Origin of the sequence: Candidatus Dormiibacter sp. (assembly GCF_050999135.1) — a bacterium.
Taxonomy (GTDB): Bacteria; Chloroflexota; Dormibacteria; order Dormibacterales; family Dormibacteraceae; genus Dormiibacter; species Dormiibacter spiritus.
Map to the genome: position 1 here is coordinate 1 of NZ_JBPCPN010000005.1, position 20,869 is coordinate 20,869.

A 20,869-nucleotide genomic window follows, 5' to 3' on the forward strand; every position below is an offset into this window, starting at 1 on the left:
CCGCAGGCCCTGGAACACCTCCCAACGGTTGCGAGTCTGCTTTCCAGTCTGCCAGTGGGTTGCTGGCGTCCCACCGCCCCGTTGCGAGGTTGATAGGGACGTTGAAGATGATCGTGGAGAGGAGCGCCGCCGCGAACGACGCTGTCGCCAGCCACCGCCACAGTAGCGGACCGCCCTGGCCGCCCGGGATCGATGCATGAAGCACGGCTAGCACTAGGCAGAGGGTCATGCCCACCGGCATGACGCGCCCGAAGGTCCGTAGCAGGCCTTGCTCGACATTGATGTGGTAGGTCGGAGGCAACCGCCCGATCACGGGGTGCACGAAGGCGTAGGACCCGAACTCCGCGCAGGACACGAACCCGGTGACTAGTAGCGTGAAGAGGCTGAGGACGTCCACGGGGTCATGACGCAGGCGTCAGCTCGACCCGGATCAGCACACGCTCGCGCGCGGCACGGTCCAAGTCCAGCGACCCGTCGTCGTTCTTGTGCACCCCGGCTAGCCGAGCGTGGGAGGACTGCGATGCGATCAGGTCCCGAAGGGCGGCTCCCACCTCCGCCTCGTCCTTCACCGCCCAGGCGGTTCCGCTCACCGTACGACCAGCCAGCCGAAGCTGCACCAGCCTCCCTCCCTGCAGGTTGCGCCAACCAGCCGCTCTCGGTGGTCATGATCACCTCCTCGTTGCGCCGGAGATACGCCAGCGGCAGCTGGTACCGCCGCCCGGTCTTTCTGCCCTGGAACGAGAGGAGTAGGAACCGCCGGCTCATGACCAGGTGAAGTGGCGACCGAAGGATCGCACTCGGGAAGTGATTGAGGAAACGCATTTCGGCCGGCGGCTATCCTCCCATAACTTATCGGAAGGTACGTTACCGGCTGGCAGGCTGCTCGTCAAGCCCCTCTCCGGCTACCTGGCTGCGCCGCTCAGGCGCGGTTCGTCGCCGCCTCGTCGCTGGCGCGGACGGCGAGCTGGATCAGGTCGTCCTCCGGGGGCCAGTCCAGCTCCGGCTTGGTGATCCGGAGGTCGACGATGCCGTGGAGGGACGCCCAGAGCTCCAGGGCGAGCGGGCTCGACCGAACGCCGTCACCCACTCGGTCGGCGACCAGCTCGATCAGGGTAGCCAGCGAGGGGGCGCCTGGGTGCGGCGCGCCTTGGCCGAGCCCAGCGCCCGCGGGACCCATCCCCGCTGTGCTGAAAAGCAGCCGGTAGTGACCCGGGTTGGCCAGGCCGAGCCGGACATAGGCTCGACACGCGCGCAGCAGCCGCTCCCCAGCGTCGCTGGTCCCCCGGGCCCCAGCTACCAGCGTCTCCCGGAACTCCCCGAAGCGGAGCGCCAGCACCTCCCGCACCAGATCCTGCTTGCTAGGGAAGTGGCGGTAGACGGAGGGAGAGGTGACCCCGACTGCCTCCGCCACCGCCCGAACGCTCACGTCCCTGGGGTCGCCGGCCTCGGCGAGAAGCTGGGAGGCGGCCTCGAGCAGCTCGATGCGAAGGCGCTCCCCCTCACCTTTTCGATAGCGGGCCCGCATGGCCACGCCTTCAAAATAGGTTAACAACCGGTAAGTTACCTCATCCCCAGATCACCTCGGCATAGGTGACGGTCAGCCGTACCCTGACCTTGCGGGTCGCGACTGGGACCTTCTCGTCAGCCGATATGAGCAGCTCAGAGGTGCCATCGGGTCAAGGCGTTGCGGGGAGACTTGGACAGAGCGACCGCCGGAAGCTGTCAACGGGCATCCTGCCCGGCGCCCTAGGCCGACGCTGGCATCGCTGCTCCCGACCGAGGGTGGGGGGCGCCATGCGGACCCGGTCGCGGGCGATCTTTCCTGTAGACCGTCGAGCGGGTAATGGAGAATGGCTCCTCCCGCTCGCCGATGGTGTGTTCTCCCGCCTGGTGTAGAGCGACGAGGTGGGCTTCCTGCTTGGTGCTGAGCTTGGGCTGTTTGCCCCCATCCGGTCCTTGGCCATGGCGACCTTCATACCCCCGGGTCCGCATCCGGGCCAGGTCAGCCTCGAACTCCGCCACCATCGCCAGCCCGTTGAACAGCAGCCGGCGGTGGAGTCGCGGGCGCCGGTGAGGCAGTGGGGGTCAGGCGCGCAAAACAGCGATTGGCACCAGCCCCGCCGCAGCTCGTCGCGAGCCGCCTCAGGCGACCGTGCGCAGGAGGCCAGCCACAAACGCCAACGCCGCGGCAAGCAGGAACAGGTGGGCGGGCAGAAACCTGCGGCCGATAAAGCCGTACAGCATCCCCCGCCGTGCCCGCCGACACCAAGGCCAGGAGCGCCACGACAACGCCAGACGCCATCGTAGGCCGAGCTGCTACAACGCCAAACACCACCGCCAGCGCCAGCAGGTTAATGGCGTCAATGAGCCAGAGCGCCTGCAACGATTGGCCGAAGAAGGTTGCCAAGTTCGAGTCGAGCGCGGCGGAGCGCGTCTCGGCGAATACACGCGTGTGCATGACGGCATTCAACAGGAGTAGGGCCGCGGCGATCGCCAGAAGCCACTGCGGAAGAGCACTGTTCATCATCTAATCCCCGTGATAGCCGAGGAGCCGGCGAGAACCGGCTCCTCCCTCCTGACGGGTCTTGGTCACCGGCCCTGGATCGAGCTCGCCCGGGTCAACCCGATCACGTGTCCCTCGGGGTCCGAAAAGAGGGCGATGTTCGGGCCGCCCGGAACGTCGACCGGCCCGAGGACGCGCGTGCCTCCGAGGCTCTCGACCCTGCGCAGCGCCTCCTCCACGTCGTCGACCGCGATGTAGACGGTGACTCGGCTCGCGTCTCCGCCTTCGGGAGGGCTGCCGATGCCGCCGTCGATCCCGGTCTCAGCCCGCGGATACACCATCGCGTAGCTGGGGCCGGCGCCCTCAAGCTCCCAAGCGAAGGCCTCGCTGTAGAAGCGCTGCAGCCCGCCTGCGTCGCGTCCGACGATCTCGAAGTGGGTCACTGGGTTCGGCATTTGTCGTGTTCCTCCTTCTGATCACTGATTGCGGTTGCCGCTCCTTCTGCACATTATCAAGTGACTCGAAGAAAAAGTCAAGTGCCCGCTTGCAAACGTACTGGGTGGGCTAGACTTCTGGCATGCGGTCGTACGGACAGTTCTGCGCGCTGGCCAAGGCGCTGGACGCGATCGGCGATCGCTGGTCGCTCCTGATCGTCCGGGAGCTGATGCTGCTGGGCCCCGCGCGCTACACCGACCTGCTTCACGGCCTGCCTGGGATCGCAACCAACCTGCTTGCGGCACGTCTACGCCACCTGGAAGAGGTGGGCGTCATAACCCGCGAGCTGGCACCACCGCCTGTCGCGACAACGCTCTTCCGGCTTACGCCCCGCGGGGAGGCGCTTGTGCCGGTCCTGCGCGAGCTAGGGCACTGGGGCGCGCCCTTCCTCGCCGAGGCGAGCGACGACGACGTCTTCCACAGCTACTGGATGGCGCTTCCACTCGAGCTGTATTACCGCGACACGGCCCCCGACGAGCCCGCGGTAACCATCGAGCTCAGGACCGGCGACGAGCCCATGGTCCTGCAGACAGTCGACGGCAAGGTGGAGGCCAGGCGCGGCCGGGCCGAGAAGCCGGACGCCATCATCGGGGGGCCGCCGCGGCTTTTGATCGGCGTTCTGAGCGGCCGGTTGCCTCTCAAAAAAGCACTCAGCCGGGGGCTGGAGTTCGAGGGCAGCGCGCAGGCCCTGGCCCGGATCAGCGGCGAGCCTGCGGAGGCGGTACCGGCCTAGAGAGCAGGTCCAGGGTCGTCCCCAGGGAATCGGAACTGGGGCCAGGCTGCGGGCCGTACGACCACAAGCTGGTACAGCCCCACCACCAGCCCGCCCAGGCCTATTTGTGTGCCGAGGTCCTGCCCGAGAAGGGCGTCCAGATGTGGTCGCTGCGGCGCCGGTCGCCGGCCTCGGCATCGCCGTAGGCGGGCTTCAGCCGGGGACGGTGGCGGCCAGGCGGCACCGGCATCCGCACCGCGCCAGGGACGTGGTGTTTGGGCCGGGGGCTCTGATTGCCCCCGACCCATCCAGATCCGACTATTCGACTCCCTCAAACTGATGATCCGCCTGACCTACTGAATCAGTGTGACCACCGCCGGGGAGATTGGGCTCGTTCGCCTCAACCTGTTCGGTGGCAGTCTCCGGCGCCTCCGTTGAGGTTCCTGTCGCCGTCCCTGCACTCGCTGTCGGAGTGGCGCTTGGCGGTCCCGCTGCTTGCGCGATCACTGCTGTCCCGGCCACAGCCAGCACTGCAGGCACCGCCACAATCGTCAGCTTGGTTTTCCAATTCGGCATGTCGGGTCTCCTTGTATGTCGGCTGCACCGCGGCAACCGTTGACATGAACTTTGGAGGCGTTGGCTGACGCGGACCTAAATTGTCGGCACGAGCCGTTTTAGTTAATTGTCGGCCCAGCATTCGCATCCGCGTCTTAGCAGCGCGGCACGCCGCGAGCATGCCAAGGCCGCCAAGATGCCTAGAGCGCTCGGTTGAGAAAGGCATCCCGGCCAGGCCCGCCAGCGCATGGCGCGAGGAACAGCCGCCACCGTGAGATCCCAGCCTTGAGTTGGACTACGGAAGGCCGTGGTCCTGCAGCCGCCCGCGGCCGCCCCGGGCCATCCGCGACACGAGGGCGCACGCGACGACCGACCGATCCCCGAGCCAGGCTATCTGGTCAACACCAGGTAGGCGCCGAGAGCGAGCCCGGTGAGGATGATCGCTCCGGCCGTGATTAGCTCGACTGAGATGTTGAGGTGGAAGAGTCCGGCTTCGATCGAGCGCTCGATCTGTCGAAACCGACGCAGGCTCAGCAGTGTCAGCAGCACGCCGACCAGCACCAGGCCGACTCCAATCGGGCCTGACAGGCGGGGCGCGCTGACTGCGCGCCCCCGCTGGGCGTCGACCGCCTCCAGAAAGAGGCCGAAGCGGGCGACCACAAAGCCCAGACCAATCACCGCCACCGATGTGCGGATCCACGCGAGTAGGGTCCGGGTATTGGCCATGTGGTCACGTGCACGACTGTCGCCACCGACCGCCGGGCGGTCACTTGCCACGTCGGTCAATGCCTGCTCATGATGACGGCCGGCTGCGTTCATCCGTCGCTCGCGGCTGCAACCTCAGCAACACCAAGATGGCGGCGATGACTCTAGCCATCACGGCGCCGGGCCAGGCGAAGCGGAGCAGAGCCATGCCAGCCGCAACACCGACCGCCGTGCCCACCAGGACATCAGTCGGGTAGTGATCGCCGACGTAGACACGTGCGAAGGCCACGAGGGCCGCAACGAGCAGGAGCAGCACGCCGAGCCGTCTGTGGGCGGCCGTGAGCACCATGGCTATGGCGAAGGCGGCGGCTGCATGGTCGCTCGGAAAGGAGCTGTCCGCCGCGTGCGGCAGCAGGAGGTGGACCTGGGCCGGGTGAGCCGCGAAGGGTCTTGGTCGATCCCAGACATGGCCGAGAATCTGGTTGGCGATGAGCGCCACGGCCGCCGCCAGGAGGGCGACGAGCGCAGCGTCCCGTTCAGCGCGTCGCCCGCTCAGCAGGCCAATCAGAAACCAGCCCGCCACCACCATGATGAAAACGGGCTCCGACCAGGCCGCCAAGGCCACCATCGCCGTGTCGAACAGCGGCAGATGTCCGGCCGGGCCGTTGATCAGCTGTTCGAGCTGATAATCCATCAGACGGGGCCCGTGCCCGGCCGAGCCGTTGAAACGGCTGGGTTTTGGGTCTTGAACATCCCGACGAGCATTGGGAGCAACCGGATCAAGTTAGTCACATGTGCATCGGGATCGCAACAGCAGGGTTGGCTGGCTGTCGCCGGGGGAGTTCGATGCTGAATCCGGGTGGCACCAGATAAGGCTACTGTCGACCCCCCAGCTCGGAAGCTCGGGAAGCGTTCCCATCGGTGCTGGCGAGAGTGGCGTTGTCCTGTTGAAGTCGCCTTACCCGAGCGCTTTCGCAACTTCGTGGAGTCGCGTGGAAGCCTCCTGCGCGATCGGATCCAGAACTGGATTGTCAGTCTGGCCGAGAACTGAGATCGGCTCCATGAACCGAACGCGGGTGATGTCTTGCGTAACGTGCTCCAGCACAACGTTGCAGGGTAGGAGCACGCCTATGCCGGGCTCGGCTGCAAGCGCCCTGTGGGCAAGGGCCGGGTTGCAGGCGCCCAGGATGCGGTACGGGCGGAACTCCTGCTCCAGCTTCTCGCGCAGTGTCGCCTGGACGTCGATCTCGGTCAAAATGCCAAATCCCTGCGCCTGCAGAAGATCCCGAACCTGAGCACCTGTCCCTTGTATCGAGTCCTGCACCTCAACGGTGAACTCATAGCTGGCGGCCATCAAAGCGCCTCCTCAGCGGTGGTTATAAAACTCCACTGTCCATCGCCACTCCTGATGGCCCTCGGGGGACCACCAGGACTTGAGGGTCCCTACCTCCCCGCCGGGCAGGATCACCAGCTCGCCTACATCCCGTTGGCTCGGCCACTCGTCTTGGCGCGTCACCTTGCCGTCGTCCAATCGCAACCGCGTCATCGGTGTGTCCTCGGTTCGAGGCAGCTGGTCGCCAAAGCCGACGCGGCGTCCGTCCTTTGCGGAAACCTCAACCCGCAACATGGATGGCGCGGCATGGACCCAGACGACTGAAGCGGCATTCATCCGGCCCCGGGCGAATGAGATGCCCTGTGAAGCCGTGTCTGGAATCCACAGATCCCAGATCTGGGTCTCGTCTTGGCTCAACTAGCGTTCCTCCCGTGTGCTTGTCTGTGAAAGTGAGTGTGGCGCGCGCGATCAAGCCGCTCGCTGGCAGCGCTCGCTGGCAGCCGCCCTGCCAGTCAATGGCCTCGCCACCTGGAGCATCTGACAGTCCCACTCAGGAGCTGAGTCCGAGCGGCAGCACTTCAATAAGCACATAATTACTTTAGCATATATACAGTGAGCCCGGATGCATTCGCCGGCATGGTCCCTGAATTGCTGCTGGAGGAGGCGGCGAGACGGTTCGCACTGCTGGGTGATCCAAGCCGCTTGCGCCTCCTCAACGTCTTGCACGACAGAGGCGAGCTCGCTGTCGGGGAGATCGCGGTTCGAACCGACATTAGCCGCGAGAACGCCTCCCAGCACCTGACTCGGTTGGCCGCAGCTGGTCTGATCGCCCGCCGGCGCCGAGGCACGTCGGTTTTCTATCGCGTGGACGACGCGACCTTGGCGGAGATCTGCGCACTCATTTGCAGAGGGGTGCGAACCCGTGCGTCAGCCCTCGCTGGTAGCTGAGCTTCAGCTCGGCCCCAAGCTGGCCACGCGGAGGAAACCCGCAGCCCGCTCGTGGACTTGAGTCAGCGCGAAACTGGCGGACGTGAAGTGTGTTTCTAGAGGCCCGAGTCAAAGAGTCGCGCTCGCCGCACCAAAGCCAGCTGGCGCCCGTCTCGAACTCACCTGCGGCAGCGACTGTCACCAATAGCGACGCCAGAGTTAATGGGAGACCGCTCGTCCTCAACCTTGAAGCCAGACGTACGCCACCCGGCCGTCGCTCGTCGTCTGCCCTCCACATCCGTCGGGAAAGGCCGAGCCTGGGGCACTCCAACGTCGGTATTCGAAGTGGCTCACCACGGCACCGGCGACCAAGCTCGTCAGGAGCGCGTCTCGAGCCGCATCGAGATCGGTCATGCGGTCACCACCGCAGCGCCCGACGTCATAGACATCGGTGTGTGCCTCTCCCAGTGTGAGCCACTGGCCCTTCCAGTGGCAGCCGGGCGGGATAAACTTGAAGTGACGGCGCGTGACGGCATTGATACGGAGTTCGATCTGCTGCTCGCTGCCTTGCCAATTGGCGCCGCAACCCCGGGTTGGTACTCGCGCGACCAGCCAACCTCCGAGGGCGGGCTTCCACCTCGGCGAGGTCTCCGTCACCGCGTCCTGAAAGGGCGTCTCCGCGCCATTGCTCAAGATGACGACATTTATCGGCCCGGACTTGGCCCAGCGAGCGCAGCGACCCAAGGTCGTCGGTGTGGACCCTGCGCTCGAGGCACGGCAACTTTCAGTTGTCGTGCCGATCCCGGGAAGCGGTGAAGCCGCCGAAACCTGGCCGCTCGCATCTGAGCCAGAGGACGAGGGACCGCCGATCGCTCGGCCGTCAGCCGCCAGCACTGACAGGAGGCCTACCGCCAACGCTAGTAGCCGGATCCAGCGGCCTGCGAACATGCTAGGGATCGTGGACGGCCAAACTCAAGAGTGGCTAAAGCCCAGCCGATCACGAACCGACAACATGGAGCAGGGGACCCCGGGACGCAGCACCGCCCCGGGGTCAAAGGGAGAATGGTCTACTCTTGGCCGCCGACCTGGTGGTCGGTCTGAGCGCCGACGTCTTGGTGACCCACCTCGGCACTACCGGCCGGTTCATTTGGGTTGGTGGTTTCGCCAGCTGCGCTGGTTTCGGCAGCCGTCGTTGTCCCCGTGGCAGCGGTCGTATCAGGGGTATCTGCCGCCTCCGGGACATCTGTGGCTTGTGCTTGGTTCGTTGTCGGCGTCGCCGGTGCGCTGGCGGCGCTGGCCGCCACTGATACGCCGGCGATCGCCAAGGCGGCTGGAAGAGCCAGCACAAGCAGCCAGCGTCGCCATCTTGCTCTCTTCAACGTCTGTACCTCCAATCTTAAGCTGTACGATCTGGGAACTTCTCTCAGGTTCGCCCCCAAACCTGAAACCTTTCTAAAATGGAACACCGAACCGCTTTAGACATCCTTTAGACAGAAGGCACATCCTGCTGGTTGTGCGAATCCTGATAGTGGAGGATGATCATCGGCTCGCGGCCAGCTTGCGGAGGTCGCTGATGGAGGCGCGGATGGCCGTGGATGTCGTCCATGACGGCGAGGAGGCGGTAGCCGCCGGCCTTGTGACCAGCTATGACGCCATCGTGCTCGACATCATGCTGCCGGTGCTGGACGGCTTCCAAGTGACCCGGCGCCTGCGTGATCACAGGGTGGAAAGCCCAATCCTCATGCTGACGGCGCGGGACTCAGTTGACGATCGAGTGGCGGGCCTCGAGGCTGGCGCTGACGATTACTTGGTCAAGCCCTTCGCCCTGCGAGAAGTGGTGGCCCGGCTTCGGGCGCTCACCCGGCGCCACGTCCCCAATCGCAAGTCGGAACTGCGGGCGGGAAAGGTGGTCCTGGACACCGCCGCCCACACCATGAGGGTCGACGGTGAGTACGTGGAGCTGACCAACAAGGAGTTCGCCATCCTTGAGTATTTCCTGCTCAACCAGGGCCGGCTGCTGACCCGGGGACAGATCCTGGACCACGTCTGGGACTACGACTTTAACGGTGGCCGCAATCTGATCGAGGTCTACGTTGGGCGTCTACGCAGCAAGCTCATCCAGGCAGGAGCAGGGGATCCGTTTGCGACAGTCAGAGGATCCGGCTACCGATACAGCGCCGAACGCGGATGACCCGCTTCCTGGCCACGACCCGAGGGCGCCTGGTGGCCTTCTCGGTCGGCATCCTGGCACTGGCGCTCCTGATAGCCGATGGGACGGTTCTCGCTTCCCTGTCACTGGCCGAGGGCAGCGAGTCAGATGCGGTTCTGGTCTCCCAGGCCCGCTTGATCTCAGCGACGCTCGAGGACGCCAACGGGCATGTGAGCCTGAATGCACCCGATATACCCGGCGAGACCCAGTCGGGCGTCGCTGTCGACGCAACCGTGATATCGCCGACGGGTGTGCTGGCTCAGACAGCCACGCAGCCGCTGTCCAGAGCCTCCCTCGACACCCTCCTCCAGCATGCGAGCACGACCCGAGCTCCCGTCTGGGCGGATCTTGTCGACATCCGAGGCGTCCCCCGGCGAGCGTACGCCATGCCTCTGAGCGGGGGTTCCGGGCAGACGGACGTTCTCGTGGTGAGCCGGTCTGTTGGTGAGATGCAGAGTAGGCAGCGCCGGACCGTCCTCTTCTTGCTGATCGGCTCCGTAATCCTGTTACTGGTCGGTGGAACTCTGGCTCACTGGCTCGCCGGACGCGCCCTCCGCCCGGTCCGGACGATCGCCGGCTTGGCCAGGTCCATCAGCGAACATGACCTCCACCGCCGGGTCGACGTCAAGGTGCCGGAGGACGAGCTCGGCGAGCTGGTGGCCACCTTCAACTCCATGCTCGGCCGTCTTGAGTCATCTTTCGACAGCCTGAGCAGGTTCACTGCCGACGCTTCCCATGAGCTCCGAGCGCCGCTCACGCTAATGCGCAGCGAGCTGGAAGGAGCCCTGAACAGAAATCGGAGCCGGGAAGAGTACAAGAGGGTGCTCACTGCCCTCCACGCTGAGGTGGATCACCTGAGCCGGCTCGCCGACCACCTGCTCATGCTTGCTCGCGCAGACGCGGGGGCACTGGTGCCTCAACGGGAAGCGATCGACGTTGCCGATTTCCTTCACGAGTCTGCGGCCCGCTGGGAGACGGTTGCCGAAGAACGTGGGGCGCACATCCACGTGTCCCCGCCAGCCTCAGGTCAGGTGAGCGCCGATCCTCGATTGATCCGGAGGATTCTAGACAACCTGCTGGACAATGCGATAAAGCACGCTCCGGGGGGAACGGCCGTCGTTCTGCGCGGCTACCCGGTCGAGAGTGGATGGAACATGGAGGTGGCTGACCAGGGTCCCGGTGTCCCGGCGGAACGCCGGGGCGAGCTCTTCTCGCGGTTTGGGAAGTTCGACACTGCACGTACACCAGATGGCGCTGGCGCCGGGCTCGGGCTCGCGCTGTGCGCGGCAATCGCTCGCGCTCACGGCGGTGAGCTTGACTATGTGTCGGACGGTCCGGGCGCGATCTTTCGCCTCCACCTGCCCGTGGAATCGGGCGCTGGACGCTTGCTGACGCGAAAGGGTCAGAGTCGCTCCGGGACAGCGAACAGCTTGAGCTGGTTGCCCCCGCGAGCTTTCCTCTGACGGCGCTCGGCATAGGCTCAAAAAATCGGCCGATCGGGTCGGCGTCGCAGCAACTCTGGGGCGCATGTGGGGTCGCGGACGGCAAGCGACGCTCAGCGGACCGGCCCGTCCGGGGCGCCAGGCGCCACCCGACTGAACGGGCCAAGTTCTGACCCTGGCTTTAGGCGCCTGTTAGTAAGCCGGGCCAGAGTTAGTATTCGTGGTCAATACCAAAGCGCTGACGGGTGTTCTGGCTGGTCTTGCTCTCACCTTCGGGTTAGTGGCCTGCGGTACTTCCGGTGGAACCGCAGCGCAGCGGAGCCCGGAAGCAGGTGGCGCCTCCGGTGGAACCGCGGCGCAGCGGGGCCCGGAAGCAGGTGGCGCCACCGCAGGAGGCGAGGCTAACAACGGCGAGGCACCGGTCGTCGCCTACGTGGATTCGCGATACCGCTACCGCATCGACGCGCCTGGCCAGATGACCGCCAACGCGGACGGAACGGCGACCTACGTTGGTCCTTCCGAGCGGCTTCAGGTGGCCGTGGTCCAGGGCGTAAAGGCTGCGGATGTCTCCGCGCTCGGGCGCGACGATGTTGCCACCCTTTCCTCCAGCATCGCCGGTTTCCGTCTTATTTCCGGGCCCGCGTCGACCAACGTCAACGGCCGCAAGATGGAGAAGTTCATCTATAACTGGACCCCGGGCACGAGCCCGGTCACCGGCAAGCCAGTAACGCTGGTCGCGGTCCGCTACTACGTACCGAAGGATTCGCAGACGGTCGCTGTGATCACCTACGGCATCGTGTCCAACCAGTACGATCCGCAGGGCGCCGATGACCTCGCCAGCACTTTCCAATGGCAGTAGAAGAGCGGTCCAGCCCGGCGGTGCCGGTGGCCGAACCGCTGGCGCGACTGCAGGACGTCTTCAAGATCTATCGCGAGGGCAGCATCGAAACTGTGGCGCTGCGCGGGGCGAGCCTGGAGCTGCCCCGCGGAATGCTCACCAGCATGGTCGGTCCCTCCGGGAGCGGCAAGTCAACCCTGCTCTTGATCATGGCCGGGCTGGCGCTCCCAAGCGCTGGCCAGGTGATCCTCGACGGGCAGGACCTGAGCCGGCTCGACGAAGCCGCCCGCGCCCGGATCCGGGGGGAGCGGATCGCGGTCATCTTTCAGAGCGGCAACCTAATCCCGTTCCTCTCGGCCCTGGAGAACGTCCAGCTGGCGCAAACGCTGTCCGGAAAGCTGCGTCGGAATCAGAAGCTGGCGCGTGATCTTCTAGTTGAGGTCGGGCTCGGGAAGCGGCTGCACCATCGCCCGCCCCAACTCTCCGGCGGCGAGGTGCAGCGGGTTGCCGTCGCGGTGGCACTTGCCAGCGAGCCGGACCTGTTGCTCGCTGATGAGCTGACCGGGGAGCTGGACTCGGCCACCGCTGACATGGTGATGGGCGTCCTATCCGAGGTCTGGCAACAACGCCATCTGACCATCCTCCTCGTGACGCACAACGTCGAGCTGGCCGCGCGCGCCGACCACCAGCTGCGGCTCATAGACGGCTTGGTGCAGAGGGCATGAGCGCAGGAATCACCCTGCGCCTGGAGACCCTGCACAAAGAATTCCGAGTCTCCGGCACTCCCGTGCACGCCGTCGATGGCATCGACCTGGAGATCGCCGCCGGTAGCAGCGTCGCTATTGTCGGTCCGAGCGGCTGTGGCAAGTCGACCTTGCTCGGCTTGCTGGGTGGCCTGGAGCTGCCGACTCAGGGGCAGGTCTGGCTTGGTGAAATAGAGCTCTCAGCGCTCCGCGAGGCCAAGCGAGCCGCGCTCCGGCGGGGCTCGATCGGCTTCGTCTTCCAGTCCTACGATCTGCTCCCCTTTCTGACGGCGAGCGAGAACATTGACTTCCAGCTGGCCCTGGCGGGCCAGGCCAATGGCGACGGTCGCTCACGTGAACTGATCGAACGGCTTGGCCTGACGGAGCATGCCCAAAAGCTGCCCGACCAGCTCTCAGGCGGCCAGCGGCAGCGAGTCGGAATCGCCCGCGCCCTCGTCCATCAGCCGGCCCTGATCCTCGGTGACGAGCCGACCGGAGAGCTGGACTCTGAATCCTCGGCGGCCGCCATGGACCTGCTCCTGGAGGCACAGAGCGCGATCGGCGCGACGCTAGTCGTGGTCACGCACGACCTCGACATTGCCACCCGTCTCGAAAGGATCGTCAGCCTGCGTGACGGGCGAGTGGTCGGAGACCGCAGCGGAGAACTCGCCGGGAGCCGTGTCGGTGCTTAGCTACGCGCTGCGAGACCTGGTCCGCAACCCGCGCCGAACGCTGGCTTCACTTACCGGCGTCGCCCTGGCCGTGGCCCTATTCTCCTCGATCACCTTTTTCGTCGACAGTTCGGCGGCGCGCATGACGGAGCGGGCGATCGCGCCCGTGGCCATCGACATGCAGGCCGGCCTCACGGCTCCCCTGGCATCGCCCCTTGGCCTCACCGAGAGGCTTGATGGGGGCGCCTCCCTGGCAACCGGACAGACGACAACGGTGACCCTCACCGCCGTCAACGGCTCGACGCGCCCGATGACCGGTGTCGTGTTCCGCGATGAAGTACCGCAGCACCTGACCTATGTGCCCGGGTCGGCCACCGTCGATGGCCGTCCGATCCCCGATGTAGGTGGTGAAAGCCCGCTCACGACAGGCCTCCGAGTCGCGGATCTGGGAGCGGGAGGAAAGGTCAGCATCGCTTACCAGGCGCGGGCCGTCCAGCCCGTCGCTTCGACGCAGGCACTGGGCCTGCATGGCACCGTCGCGAGCAACGAAGAGCCCGCGCCTGCCGCTGCCAACTCACCGCAGCCGCTGAGTCTGGGCCAACTCGGGAATCTGGTTGCGAGAGTGCCTGGCGTGACAACCGCGGACCAGCTTGGCTCCTTGGATCTGCCGGCGGGTAGCCTGCGCTCGGGACCAGCCACGGTCGCTCAGAGCTTGCGCGTCTTCGCATTCGATCCCGCCTACCTCCAGCACTACCCGATGGTGCGGTTGACGAGCGGGGATTATGGCGCAGGTACGGTGCTCATCAGTCCCGAAGCCGCCCGTGCTCTTGGGGCTGGCCCGGGCAGCAGCATTGCACTGACGGTCCCCGGCCGCGCCCAATCGTTGAGCTTCAAAGTGGGCGGCACCGCCGACTTCTCGAAGGCCGATCCGCTCTTCGCCAGCCGCTCGGCAGACAACCAGGGGGAGTTCGTCCAGGTGCCAAACGTGCTCGTGGTGCCGATGGCTGTTCTGAACAACGAGATCCTGCCCGCCCTGCGGGTGGACGCTGCCTCGACCAGCCCACTGTTGAAGGCCCCGCCGGCCCTTGAGCTCGACCTCCACATCGATCGTGTCCGCCTGGCGACCGATCCCAGCGTCGCAGCCATCAACACTCAGGGCCTGAAGCGCTCGATCGAGCGCCTGGCGCCGGGCCGGGTCTCCGTCATAGACAATCTGTCGGACGCACTCAATGCCGCCAAAGGCGATACGATCCTGGCCAAGATCCTGTTTCTCTTCCTGGGCCTGCCGGGCGTGCTGCTGGCTGCCTACCTCTCGCGCTATTCGGGCGGGCTCCTCGCCCAGGCCCAGCGTCGGGAGCAGGCCACGCTGAGAGCTCGGGGAGCCCAGCCCAGTCACCTTCTCAGGGGGCTTGCGTACACGACCGCGAGCGTCGCCATCCTCGGATCTGCGCTCGGCCTTGGGCTCGGCCTGGTGACCGTTGAAGTAGTTCTGGGAAGATCGGCGCTGGCTACGGCGTCTACCCAGAGCCTCACGTTATCCGTTGGCCTCTCGCTCCTGGCCGGCCTCGTCACCACCGCACTGGCGCTGTACCTACCCGGGCGGCGTGCTTTGTCGAGCGAAACGGGCGAGGAGCGGCGAGAGCTCAGCATCAGTAGTCCACCGGCCTGGCTTCGCCTGCGTCTCGACCTCATCTTCCTGGCGGCGGCGGCAGTTGTCTGGATCATCACCCAGGTCTCGGGTGGTTTCAAGCCGACACCAGCGGAGGGACAGTCAGTCTCGCTTTCCTTCTACACTCTGCTCTCGCCGCTTCTGGGCTGGATCGGTGCCACGCTCCTCGCGGTCCGGCTGATGCTGCTGGCCGGCGCCCGGTTGGGCCGGCGTCGGCGCGGCACCTTTGGAGGCCTCACCGTGGGAACATTGGGCAGGAGCATGCAGCGCCGAGCCCCCGCGCTCGCATCGGGAGTCATCGCCGTGTCGCTCGCTGTGGCCTTCGGTTCCAGCGTCGCGCTCTTCGTCGCAACCTACAACACGGAAAAACAGGCCGATGCTCGATATGCCACCGGGTCCGACCTGCGCGTGACTCCCAGCGCCCTCACCCCCCAGACGCCTGCCTTCGGCGCGCAGCTCCGAGTCGCCGGGGTCAGCGGCACGACCCCGGTCGCGCTGACAGCCAATGCACTGGTCGGTACCGACAAGAGGGCAATGGTCGCAATTGATGCGACCACATTCCCCCAAGTCGCCTCTCTACCCAACTCCTTCTTCCCCAATCTGGGTTCCGCCGCCGCCATGGCGGCCCTGCAAAAGGACCCGGCGGCGGTCCTGTTGTCAACCGAGATGGCACGGACCTTCAATGTCCAGCCGGGGGACCAGGTCAAGATCCAGCTCACCGACGCTTCGGGAAAGCAGGTTCCGGTCACCTTCCACGCGGCCGGTCTCTTTCAGAACTTCCCCGGCTTCCCTCAGGGAATCGACCTGGTCTCCAACCTCGCCTACTACCAAACCGCCACCGGGATCCCCCAAGTCAGCCTGTTCTTTGTTCGCGCCACCGATCCTAGCTCTGCGGGGGTCGCCCGGGTGGCTGACCTTATGAAGGCGGGGCCGGGGCGGGCAACCCCAATCCTGGTCGAGACGACGGCCACTGCGATCAACCGGGACTCATCCACGCTAGCGGCCCTCAACCTGCGCGGCTTAGGTGGCCTGGAGTCGGTCTACACCGTCCTGATGAGTGCCGCCGGGATCGCGATATTTGTCTTCGGCCTCTTGCTCCAGCGGCGCAAGGAGTACGTGACCATGCGTGCGTTGGGCATCCGAATGGGCCAGCTGCGCAGCCTCGTGTTCGGCGAGGCGGCCGTGGTCGCTGTCCTGAGCCTGATCGTTGGCGCGATGGTAGGCACGGCCATGGCGGTGATGTTCGTGCAGATCTTGGCGCCTCTCTTCACGATCCAGCCGGCGTCACTCACTGTCCCCGTTGGCCAGCTCGCTGTACTGGCGACTCTGGTCCTCGGCGGCATGGGCTTGTCGGTTCTCGTCGCGGCTCGCAACCTGCGCCAACTCAATCCCGTCGAACTGCTCCGGGAGGAGTAAGCAAGCCTCGGTGAGAACCGATGCCCGCCAATCTTGTAAGCGGCTGGCGACTCTGCTACGACCATGGGCCGTTCGGCCAGTGCGCCGCGCGCACTTGCCGACCAGCAGGAAAGCGAGGCAGCTGTAGGAGGGCAAAACTCCATCCCGCACGATCCGCGATGCTCCGGGAATGCTCGAGCCACTCCGCATCCTGCTCCCCACCCTGACCGCCCTGCTCCATGAGCGCCACGACCTCCTAGTCGAGAACCTGCTGCTGCGCCACCAGCTCCAAGTCGGCGCTCCGCTCTCGCCCGCGGCCGCACTTCAAGACCAGCGATCGATTCTTCTGGCCGTTCGTTCGCTGGCTCGTCCCGGCCTGGAAGCAGCACCTTGTCCTCGTCCGACCGGAGACCGTACTCCGCTGGCACCGCCGGGGCTGGCGCCTCTACTGGCGCTGGCGCTCAGGCCCTCACCTGGGCCGGCCTCGGTTGAGTCCCGAGATCCATGAGTTGATCGCCACGATGGCCAGCGAGAACCCGCTCTGGGGCACCGAGCGCATCCGGAGCCAGCTCCTCAAGCTCGGCATCCTCGTCAGCTCCCGCTCGATCCGCCGCTATCGTCGACACCGTCACTCCCGACCACCCAGCCAGAGCTGGCGGACCTTCCAAGCCAACCATGCTCTGACGATCTGGGCGGCCGACCTCTTTGTCGTCCAGACCCTGACCTTCCAGAACCTCTACGTCCTCTTCTTCATTCGCCATGGCCGTCGCCAGCTGGTCCACTTTGAGCTGACCGCCCACACCACCGCGGCCTGGGTCTGGCGGCAGCTGATCGAAGCCACGCCCTGGAACGGCGAACCGGACTACCTCATCCACGACCGCGACCGCGTCTGGGGTGCCAACTTCGGCGGGCGCACCTTAGGGCTCGGCATCAAGAGTCTGCGGACGCCGATTCGGGCGCCTCGCGCCAACGCGATCGGGGAGCGCTGGGTTGGACCATCCGCCGCGAGTGCCTCGACCAACTGATTCCCCTTAACGAACGCCACCTGCGCGATCCTGACCAAGTTCGTCCGCTACTACAACTACGATCGCCCTCATCGCACCCTCGGACTCCAGCCGCCGGCTTCACGGCCCCAGAGTCAGCACGGCCTGTCCTTCCTGTCCTTGGCGGACTCCACCACGTCTATGAGCGGGCGGCTTGATTGGACGGAGTTTTGCCGCCCTACAGCCGTTTGTCGCCGCAGCAGTGCCGCACATGGTCCGTGGCCGTCCCTGACTGTCCACGGGCTTGGCTGTCATTCTGGCTGTCAGCGTCACGTGGACGACGCATGGGCTCCGGGGCACCGTTCACCACGGGTACTCCATCGTGTATATGGGCTATCACAGACACACAATATGTGGCGGGGATGGATGGAAATCGAACCAACCTGGGACGGCTCGCATCGCCCCACAAACGGTTTTGAAGTTCGCTGATGCAGCGTACCCTGACGTCCACCACAGTCCAACTGATCTCTAGAGCGCCCGCTCCAGCTCCGTTTCAGTCCGCCGTTGTCCGCGCGCGTCCCCGGGCTTGGCTGTCAACGCGGCTGTCATGGCTCGCCTATGGCGCTTTTCCGGGTCCGTTCATGACTGGCGGGACGGCCCTCTCTTACTGCTGGGCCCTGCTCGCCCTCAACCCCCCAGACGCCCGTCGACTCCCCGGCCGCGAACGCGGACGACAAACAAGTTCGTGGGCTGGCCACCCCTGCGCAGTCGCCATGATCAGGCGGCGCCGCGCTGAAGCCGGCACCCGGCCGCCCAGGACGCCGACGACTATGCGATCGGGTAACTGAGCTGGAGGCGGTCGGCGGAGCCCTATTGGCGATGGACGACGCCGCCTGGCGGGCGGTGAAGCGCTACGTGGCGCGGGAGGTCTACCGCCTACTCAAGACGATGCCGCCAACCGGGAACCAGACAGAAGCTGCTCCGTTCAGGCGCGCCGACACGGCTGCTTGACATCTATACGAGGATCTTCCCGGACTGGCTGCTAGAGCCACGGCGAGGTCGGCGACTTGTTGTCACCGGATAATGGGTTGACGCGTTTGTAGACCGTGGCCCGCTGGCACGAGTGTGGGGGTCAGCGCCCTGGGAAGTAGGTGACAGGGACGCAACACGTTCACATCTCCCTGAGCCGGCATGCTGCCCAGTTTCGCCCCGATAGGGCTCCGTCTGTCCGTGCGAGTCCTTCCCGTTATCCAACTCGTTGGACGATTTGCTCGCGAATCAGGGCACTCAGCGGAGAAGGCAGCGGCGGCCGCTACGCTGACCCGGCGTCCGGCGACGGCTGCTGCAGTTCAGCACATCGAACCTTACGGCAGCGGCCTTGACTCCGCCCGCCAGTTGGCACGCGCTTGCGATCGACCAGAAGTCCACGGCGGGGAAGCGAAACCGGACCGGGCACTCGTTGGCCCCGTGCCTTCAGGCACCCAGGCGCTCGGCCAGGCCACTGAAATCCAGCGCCACGACGTCCCAAGCTTCCTCTGCCACCAGGTCACTCGTCTGATTCGGGCCGTGCTCCAGCGGTCGAGCACGAAAGCGGTGGCCAGACCTGCGTTTCGAGCGGCTCGCAGGTCGCTGTTGTGCGCGGCGACCATCATGCATTCGGCCGGCGCTAGGCCGAGCGCCTCCGCGGTGCGTGTGTACGCCTCCCGCTGCGGTTTGTAGGAGCGGGAGACGTCGGCGCCAAAAATGGCGTCCCAGGGAAGGCGGGCCCGTTTGGCCATGTTGAGGAGCAGCGCCAGGTTGCCGTTGGATAGCGGTGCGATGATGAACCGCGCGCGCAGGCGCGTCAGGCCAACAAGACAGTCCGGCCAGGGGTCAAGGCGGTGCCAGGCACGGTTCAGGTCGTCCAGTGAATCGGCAGGCAGGCGGCCGGGGTCGGCCCCGAAGTCGCGAAGAACGGCGTCGAGGTTCTCCCGGTGGAGCAGATCGAGCCGGGTGAAGGGACGGCCGCCGGAGCGCACCTCCTCCATCGCCGGCTGGTAGCGGGCTCGCCAGGCGTCAGCGAACTCGTGCGGATCTGCCGCGATTCCGTGTCGGGCCAGAAACGGGCCCGCATCACGCGCGATTCCCGACCGCCAATCCACCACCGTCCCGAACGTGTCGAACAGCAGGGCCCGGACGTCAGCTGTTGACCGCGACAACGAGACAGCCGGCTCGTTCACTGGACTAATGGGTCAAGGTGTGAGGTCCGTTCCAAGCCCTGGAGGGCCTGGGGATCTCGGAAACGGGATGACCTGCCACGCTGTGGGGCGCAACTCGCTTTAAGTGATCCTACACGCGACATCTCGAATGGCTCGATGTCGCTGCGAGGCCAGGCCGCGTCAGCGGTACGCCACCAATAGGTTGACCTGCCCGACCGCTCTCCGCGCCTAGGAAGGCAGGCCTACCGCGCTAGCGGCCGGCTGCCACGCGGTGCGGTTACGATCCGGATCAGCGCCACGATGCCCCAGGCGATCAAGGCGTAGACCACGATGGCCACCAGCGATGACGGCTCGAACACGTAAGATCCCTGGCTGCTATCCCCGAAGATACCGCGGAAGGCGCCCACGAGAGGGGCGGTGATTCCGTAGATGAAGTCTACGAACGCCGACTGGGTGGAGGCGGCAAGCAATTTGAGCAGGAAGCGAAGTCCGATCAGGACGTCGATCACTCCGGCCAGGAACCAGACCACCGCCACCGCTCGAAAGTTGTAGCCCGCCCTGACGGGGACAACTGGCACGGCGGGCTCGGAGTAAACTGGCGGCGGTTGGGGGTCCATGGTGACTGCCCCTGAAGGCAGAAGCCATGATAGGGCATGAAATCTTACTTGTCGACTCACTCGCTGTTCGACGCTCTGCGAGACCGGCGGGGAGCCCCGTGGTGGCGATCCCCTGGTCCGCCTCAGTCGATCACTGGCCTACTGCCAGGCAGCCTGCTTCGTGTGCGGTAATTCGACGGCCGCGTGGCAGCACCGCGCCGATCCGTTCACGTGGCGAGGCCGGACGGAGCTATGGCATACCCGCTTGGCACTGACAGGTGGTGGGGCTGCCGTTGAGCTGTCGCGGGATGGTTCCGTCTCGCTGCGGGGCAATCTCGTCAGCCGACTACGACCCGAGGCACATCCCACCTCCGGGGTCGGCATGATCCCGACCTGGCCCGGACGGCGATGTCCGCCAATGACAGGCATCAAATAGGAAACGAGGGCAGCCGTTGGAGACCCCGACGTAGATACCGACACAGAGTGAAAGGAGGAGAGGCCAAATGGCTAGAGAGATCGCACGCTATGGCTGTTCGCCAGACCTTCCAGATCAGCGGGATCACCTCTACGCGGCGCCACCTCCGGTGCTCAGACAGCTACCGCCCGGCGCCGACCTGATCTCATCCTGCCCAACGACGGCCTGTCGCATGTGTTGAGCCCATGCGCTTTGCGGTCACGGATTTGAGTCCGCCGTCTGCGCTAAGACTCTGGCTGCCATTTTGGCTGTCAACTGACGCTTGAGCCTGCTAAGGTACCGGCTGAGGAAGTGAAGGGGAGCATGCCCTAACGCCTATATGTAGCGGCTCCGTCTCACTAGCGCTCCCAAATACAGTGGCGGGGATGGATGGGAATCGAACCCACCTGGGACGGCTCGCACCGCCCCACAAACGGTTTG

The 20,869-nt window shown here is 65.6% G+C and carries 22 protein-coding genes and 1 pseudogene; 12 read left to right on the plus strand and 11 right to left on the minus strand.

The window, feature by feature from the left end:
- From ACR2MZ_RS01225 to ACR2MZ_RS01240, 4 genes are all read right to left on the minus strand, one after another.
- A partial coding sequence (locus ACR2MZ_RS01225) for an anthrone oxygenase family protein (RefSeq protein WP_434003258.1) occupies positions 1 to 397 on the minus strand: 397 nt, incomplete at its 3' end.
- A 4-nt stretch (positions 398 to 401) separates the two neighbouring features.
- Positions 402 to 617, minus strand: coding sequence for a hypothetical protein (locus tag ACR2MZ_RS01230; protein WP_434003259.1), 216 nt, complete (start codon positions 615 to 617; stop codon positions 402 to 404).
- Positions 618 to 919: 302 nt separating this feature from the next.
- Complete coding sequence (locus tag ACR2MZ_RS01235) at positions 920 to 1,552, minus strand: TetR/AcrR family transcriptional regulator (RefSeq protein ID WP_434003260.1); 633 nt, start codon at positions 1,550 to 1,552, stop codon at positions 920 to 922.
- A 1,037-nt stretch (positions 1,553 to 2,589) separates the two neighbouring features.
- Positions 2,590 to 2,958: a VOC family protein gene (locus ACR2MZ_RS01240; RefSeq protein WP_434003261.1), complete on the minus strand. Its 369-nt coding sequence runs from the start codon at positions 2,956 to 2,958 to the stop codon at positions 2,590 to 2,592.
- Positions 2,959 to 3,080: 122 nt separating this feature from the next.
- Between ACR2MZ_RS01240 and ACR2MZ_RS01245 the strand changes: the two genes are divergently transcribed.
- Positions 3,081 to 3,731: a winged helix-turn-helix transcriptional regulator gene (locus tag ACR2MZ_RS01245; protein WP_434003262.1), complete on the plus strand. Its 651-nt coding sequence runs from the start codon at positions 3,081 to 3,083 to the stop codon at positions 3,729 to 3,731.
- 924 nt (positions 3,732 to 4,655) lie between these two features.
- Here ACR2MZ_RS01245 and ACR2MZ_RS01250 read toward each other — a convergent pair.
- The 4 genes from ACR2MZ_RS01250 to ACR2MZ_RS01265 all read right to left on the minus strand — a co-directional run bounded on the left by ACR2MZ_RS01250 (position 4,656) and on the right by ACR2MZ_RS01265 (position 6,720).
- On the minus strand, positions 4,656 to 4,991 hold the full coding sequence (locus tag ACR2MZ_RS01250) for a YidH family protein (protein WP_434003263.1): 336 nt from the start codon (positions 4,989 to 4,991) through the stop codon (positions 4,656 to 4,658).
- A gap of 67 nt (positions 4,992 to 5,058) precedes the next feature.
- Positions 5,059 to 5,664 (minus strand): phosphatase PAP2 family protein, encoded by a 606-nt coding sequence (locus ACR2MZ_RS01255; protein WP_434003264.1) that lies wholly within the window; start codon positions 5,662 to 5,664, stop codon positions 5,059 to 5,061.
- Between the two features lie 264 nt (positions 5,665 to 5,928).
- Complete coding sequence (locus ACR2MZ_RS01260; RefSeq protein WP_434003265.1) at positions 5,929 to 6,324, minus strand: DUF302 domain-containing protein; 396 nt, start codon at positions 6,322 to 6,324, stop codon at positions 5,929 to 5,931.
- Positions 6,325 to 6,336: 12 nt separating this feature from the next.
- Positions 6,337 to 6,720 (minus strand): DUF7712 family protein, encoded by a 384-nt coding sequence (locus tag ACR2MZ_RS01265; protein WP_434003266.1) that lies wholly within the window; start codon positions 6,718 to 6,720, stop codon positions 6,337 to 6,339.
- Between the two features lie 195 nt (positions 6,721 to 6,915).
- Between ACR2MZ_RS01265 and ACR2MZ_RS01270 the strand changes: the two genes are divergently transcribed.
- On the plus strand, positions 6,916 to 7,251 hold the full coding sequence (locus ACR2MZ_RS01270) for an ArsR/SmtB family transcription factor (protein ID WP_434003267.1): 336 nt from the start codon (positions 6,916 to 6,918) through the stop codon (positions 7,249 to 7,251).
- A gap of 219 nt (positions 7,252 to 7,470) precedes the next feature.
- Here the strand turns inward: ACR2MZ_RS01270 and ACR2MZ_RS01275 are convergent, their stop codons facing one another.
- Entirely contained in the window at positions 7,471 to 7,923 is a 453-nt protein-coding gene (locus tag ACR2MZ_RS01275) for a hypothetical protein (RefSeq protein ID WP_434003268.1), read from the minus strand.
- A gap of 507 nt (positions 7,924 to 8,430) precedes the next feature.
- On the opposite strand from ACR2MZ_RS01275, the gene ACR2MZ_RS01280 reads away from it, so the two are divergent.
- From ACR2MZ_RS01280 to ACR2MZ_RS01325, 10 genes are all read left to right on the plus strand, one after another.
- The gene (locus tag ACR2MZ_RS01280) at positions 8,431 to 8,709 is read left to right on the plus strand and encodes a hypothetical protein (protein ID WP_434003269.1); all 279 of its coding nucleotides are present in this window, start codon (positions 8,431 to 8,433) and stop codon (positions 8,707 to 8,709) included.
- A 49-nt stretch (positions 8,710 to 8,758) separates the two neighbouring features.
- Complete coding sequence (locus ACR2MZ_RS01285) at positions 8,759 to 9,421, plus strand: response regulator transcription factor (protein ID WP_434003321.1); 663 nt, start codon at positions 8,759 to 8,761, stop codon at positions 9,419 to 9,421.
- Positions 9,418 to 10,902, plus strand: coding sequence for an ATP-binding protein (locus ACR2MZ_RS01290; RefSeq protein WP_434003270.1), 1,485 nt, complete (start codon positions 9,418 to 9,420; stop codon positions 10,900 to 10,902). The genes ACR2MZ_RS01285 and ACR2MZ_RS01290 overlap by 4 nt, the downstream gene beginning before the upstream one ends.
- A 412-nt stretch (positions 10,903 to 11,314) precedes the next feature.
- Positions 11,315 to 11,740, plus strand: a complete 426-nt coding sequence (locus ACR2MZ_RS01295) for a hypothetical protein (RefSeq protein ID WP_434003271.1) — start codon at positions 11,315 to 11,317, stop codon at positions 11,738 to 11,740.
- Positions 11,731 to 12,444 carry an ABC transporter ATP-binding protein gene (locus ACR2MZ_RS01300; RefSeq protein WP_434003272.1) on the plus strand — a complete coding sequence of 238 codons (714 nt, stop codon included), beginning with the start codon at positions 11,731 to 11,733 and terminating at the stop codon, positions 12,442 to 12,444. Before ACR2MZ_RS01295 ends, ACR2MZ_RS01300 begins: the two co-directional genes overlap by 10 nt.
- A complete protein-coding gene (locus tag ACR2MZ_RS01305) occupies positions 12,441 to 13,154 on the plus strand; it encodes an ABC transporter ATP-binding protein (protein WP_434003273.1) in 714 nt (237 codons plus the stop codon). The genes ACR2MZ_RS01300 and ACR2MZ_RS01305 overlap by 4 nt, the downstream gene beginning before the upstream one ends.
- Positions 13,147 to 16,218 (plus strand): ABC transporter permease, encoded by a 3,072-nt coding sequence (locus ACR2MZ_RS01310; protein ID WP_434003274.1) that lies wholly within the window; start codon positions 13,147 to 13,149, stop codon positions 16,216 to 16,218. The genes ACR2MZ_RS01305 and ACR2MZ_RS01310 overlap by 8 nt, the downstream gene beginning before the upstream one ends.
- Positions 16,219 to 16,387: 169 nt before the next feature.
- Positions 16,388 to 16,705, plus strand: a complete 318-nt coding sequence (locus ACR2MZ_RS01315; protein ID WP_434003275.1) for a hypothetical protein — start codon at positions 16,388 to 16,390, stop codon at positions 16,703 to 16,705.
- A gap of 1 nt (position 16,706) precedes the next feature.
- A complete protein-coding gene (locus ACR2MZ_RS01320; protein ID WP_434003276.1) occupies positions 16,707 to 17,222 on the plus strand; it encodes a transposase in 516 nt (171 codons plus the stop codon).
- An 837-nt stretch (positions 17,223 to 18,059) separates the two neighbouring features.
- Positions 18,060 to 18,191: a hypothetical protein gene (locus ACR2MZ_RS01325; protein WP_434003277.1), complete on the plus strand. Its 132-nt coding sequence runs from the start codon at positions 18,060 to 18,062 to the stop codon at positions 18,189 to 18,191.
- Positions 18,192 to 18,653: 462 nt separating this feature from the next.
- Here the strand turns inward: ACR2MZ_RS01325 and ACR2MZ_RS01330 are convergent.
- Positions 18,654 to 19,378 (minus strand): annotated as a pseudogene (locus ACR2MZ_RS01330) (haloacid dehalogenase type II).
- 242 nt (positions 19,379 to 19,620) lie between these two features.
- Entirely contained in the window at positions 19,621 to 19,956 is a 336-nt protein-coding gene (locus ACR2MZ_RS01335; RefSeq protein ID WP_434003278.1) for a YggT family protein, read from the minus strand.
- Positions 19,957 to 20,869: the final 913 nt, after the last annotated feature.

What these genes read in the sequence shown, in the direction of transcription:
- ACR2MZ_RS01240 (WP_434003261.1), bottom strand. Translation starts at nt 2,958, where the DNA reads ATGCCGAACCCAGTGACCCACTTCGAGATCGTCGGACGCGACGCAGGC.
- ACR2MZ_RS01245 (WP_434003262.1), top strand. Translation starts at nt 3,081, where the DNA reads ATGCGGTCGTACGGACAGTTCTGCGCGCTGGCCAAGGCGCTGGACGCG.
- ACR2MZ_RS01250 (WP_434003263.1), bottom strand. Translation starts at nt 4,991, where the DNA reads ATGGCCAATACCCGGACCCTACTCGCGTGGATCCGCACATCGGTGGCG.
- ACR2MZ_RS01255 (WP_434003264.1), bottom strand. Translation starts at nt 5,664, where the DNA reads ATGGATTATCAGCTCGAACAGCTGATCAACGGCCCGGCCGGACATCTG.
- ACR2MZ_RS01260 (WP_434003265.1), bottom strand. Translation starts at nt 6,324, where the DNA reads ATGGCCGCCAGCTATGAGTTCACCGTTGAGGTGCAGGACTCGATACAA.
- ACR2MZ_RS01290 (WP_434003270.1), top strand. Translation starts at nt 9,418, where the DNA reads ATGACCCGCTTCCTGGCCACGACCCGAGGGCGCCTGGTGGCCTTCTCG.
- ACR2MZ_RS01300 (WP_434003272.1), top strand. Translation starts at nt 11,731, where the DNA reads ATGGCAGTAGAAGAGCGGTCCAGCCCGGCGGTGCCGGTGGCCGAACCG.
- ACR2MZ_RS01305 (WP_434003273.1), top strand. Translation starts at nt 12,441, where the DNA reads ATGAGCGCAGGAATCACCCTGCGCCTGGAGACCCTGCACAAAGAATTC.
- ACR2MZ_RS01315 (WP_434003275.1), top strand. Translation starts at nt 16,388, where the DNA reads ATGCTCGAGCCACTCCGCATCCTGCTCCCCACCCTGACCGCCCTGCTC.
- ACR2MZ_RS01325 (WP_434003277.1), top strand. Translation starts at nt 18,060, where the DNA reads ATGGACGACGCCGCCTGGCGGGCGGTGAAGCGCTACGTGGCGCGGGAG.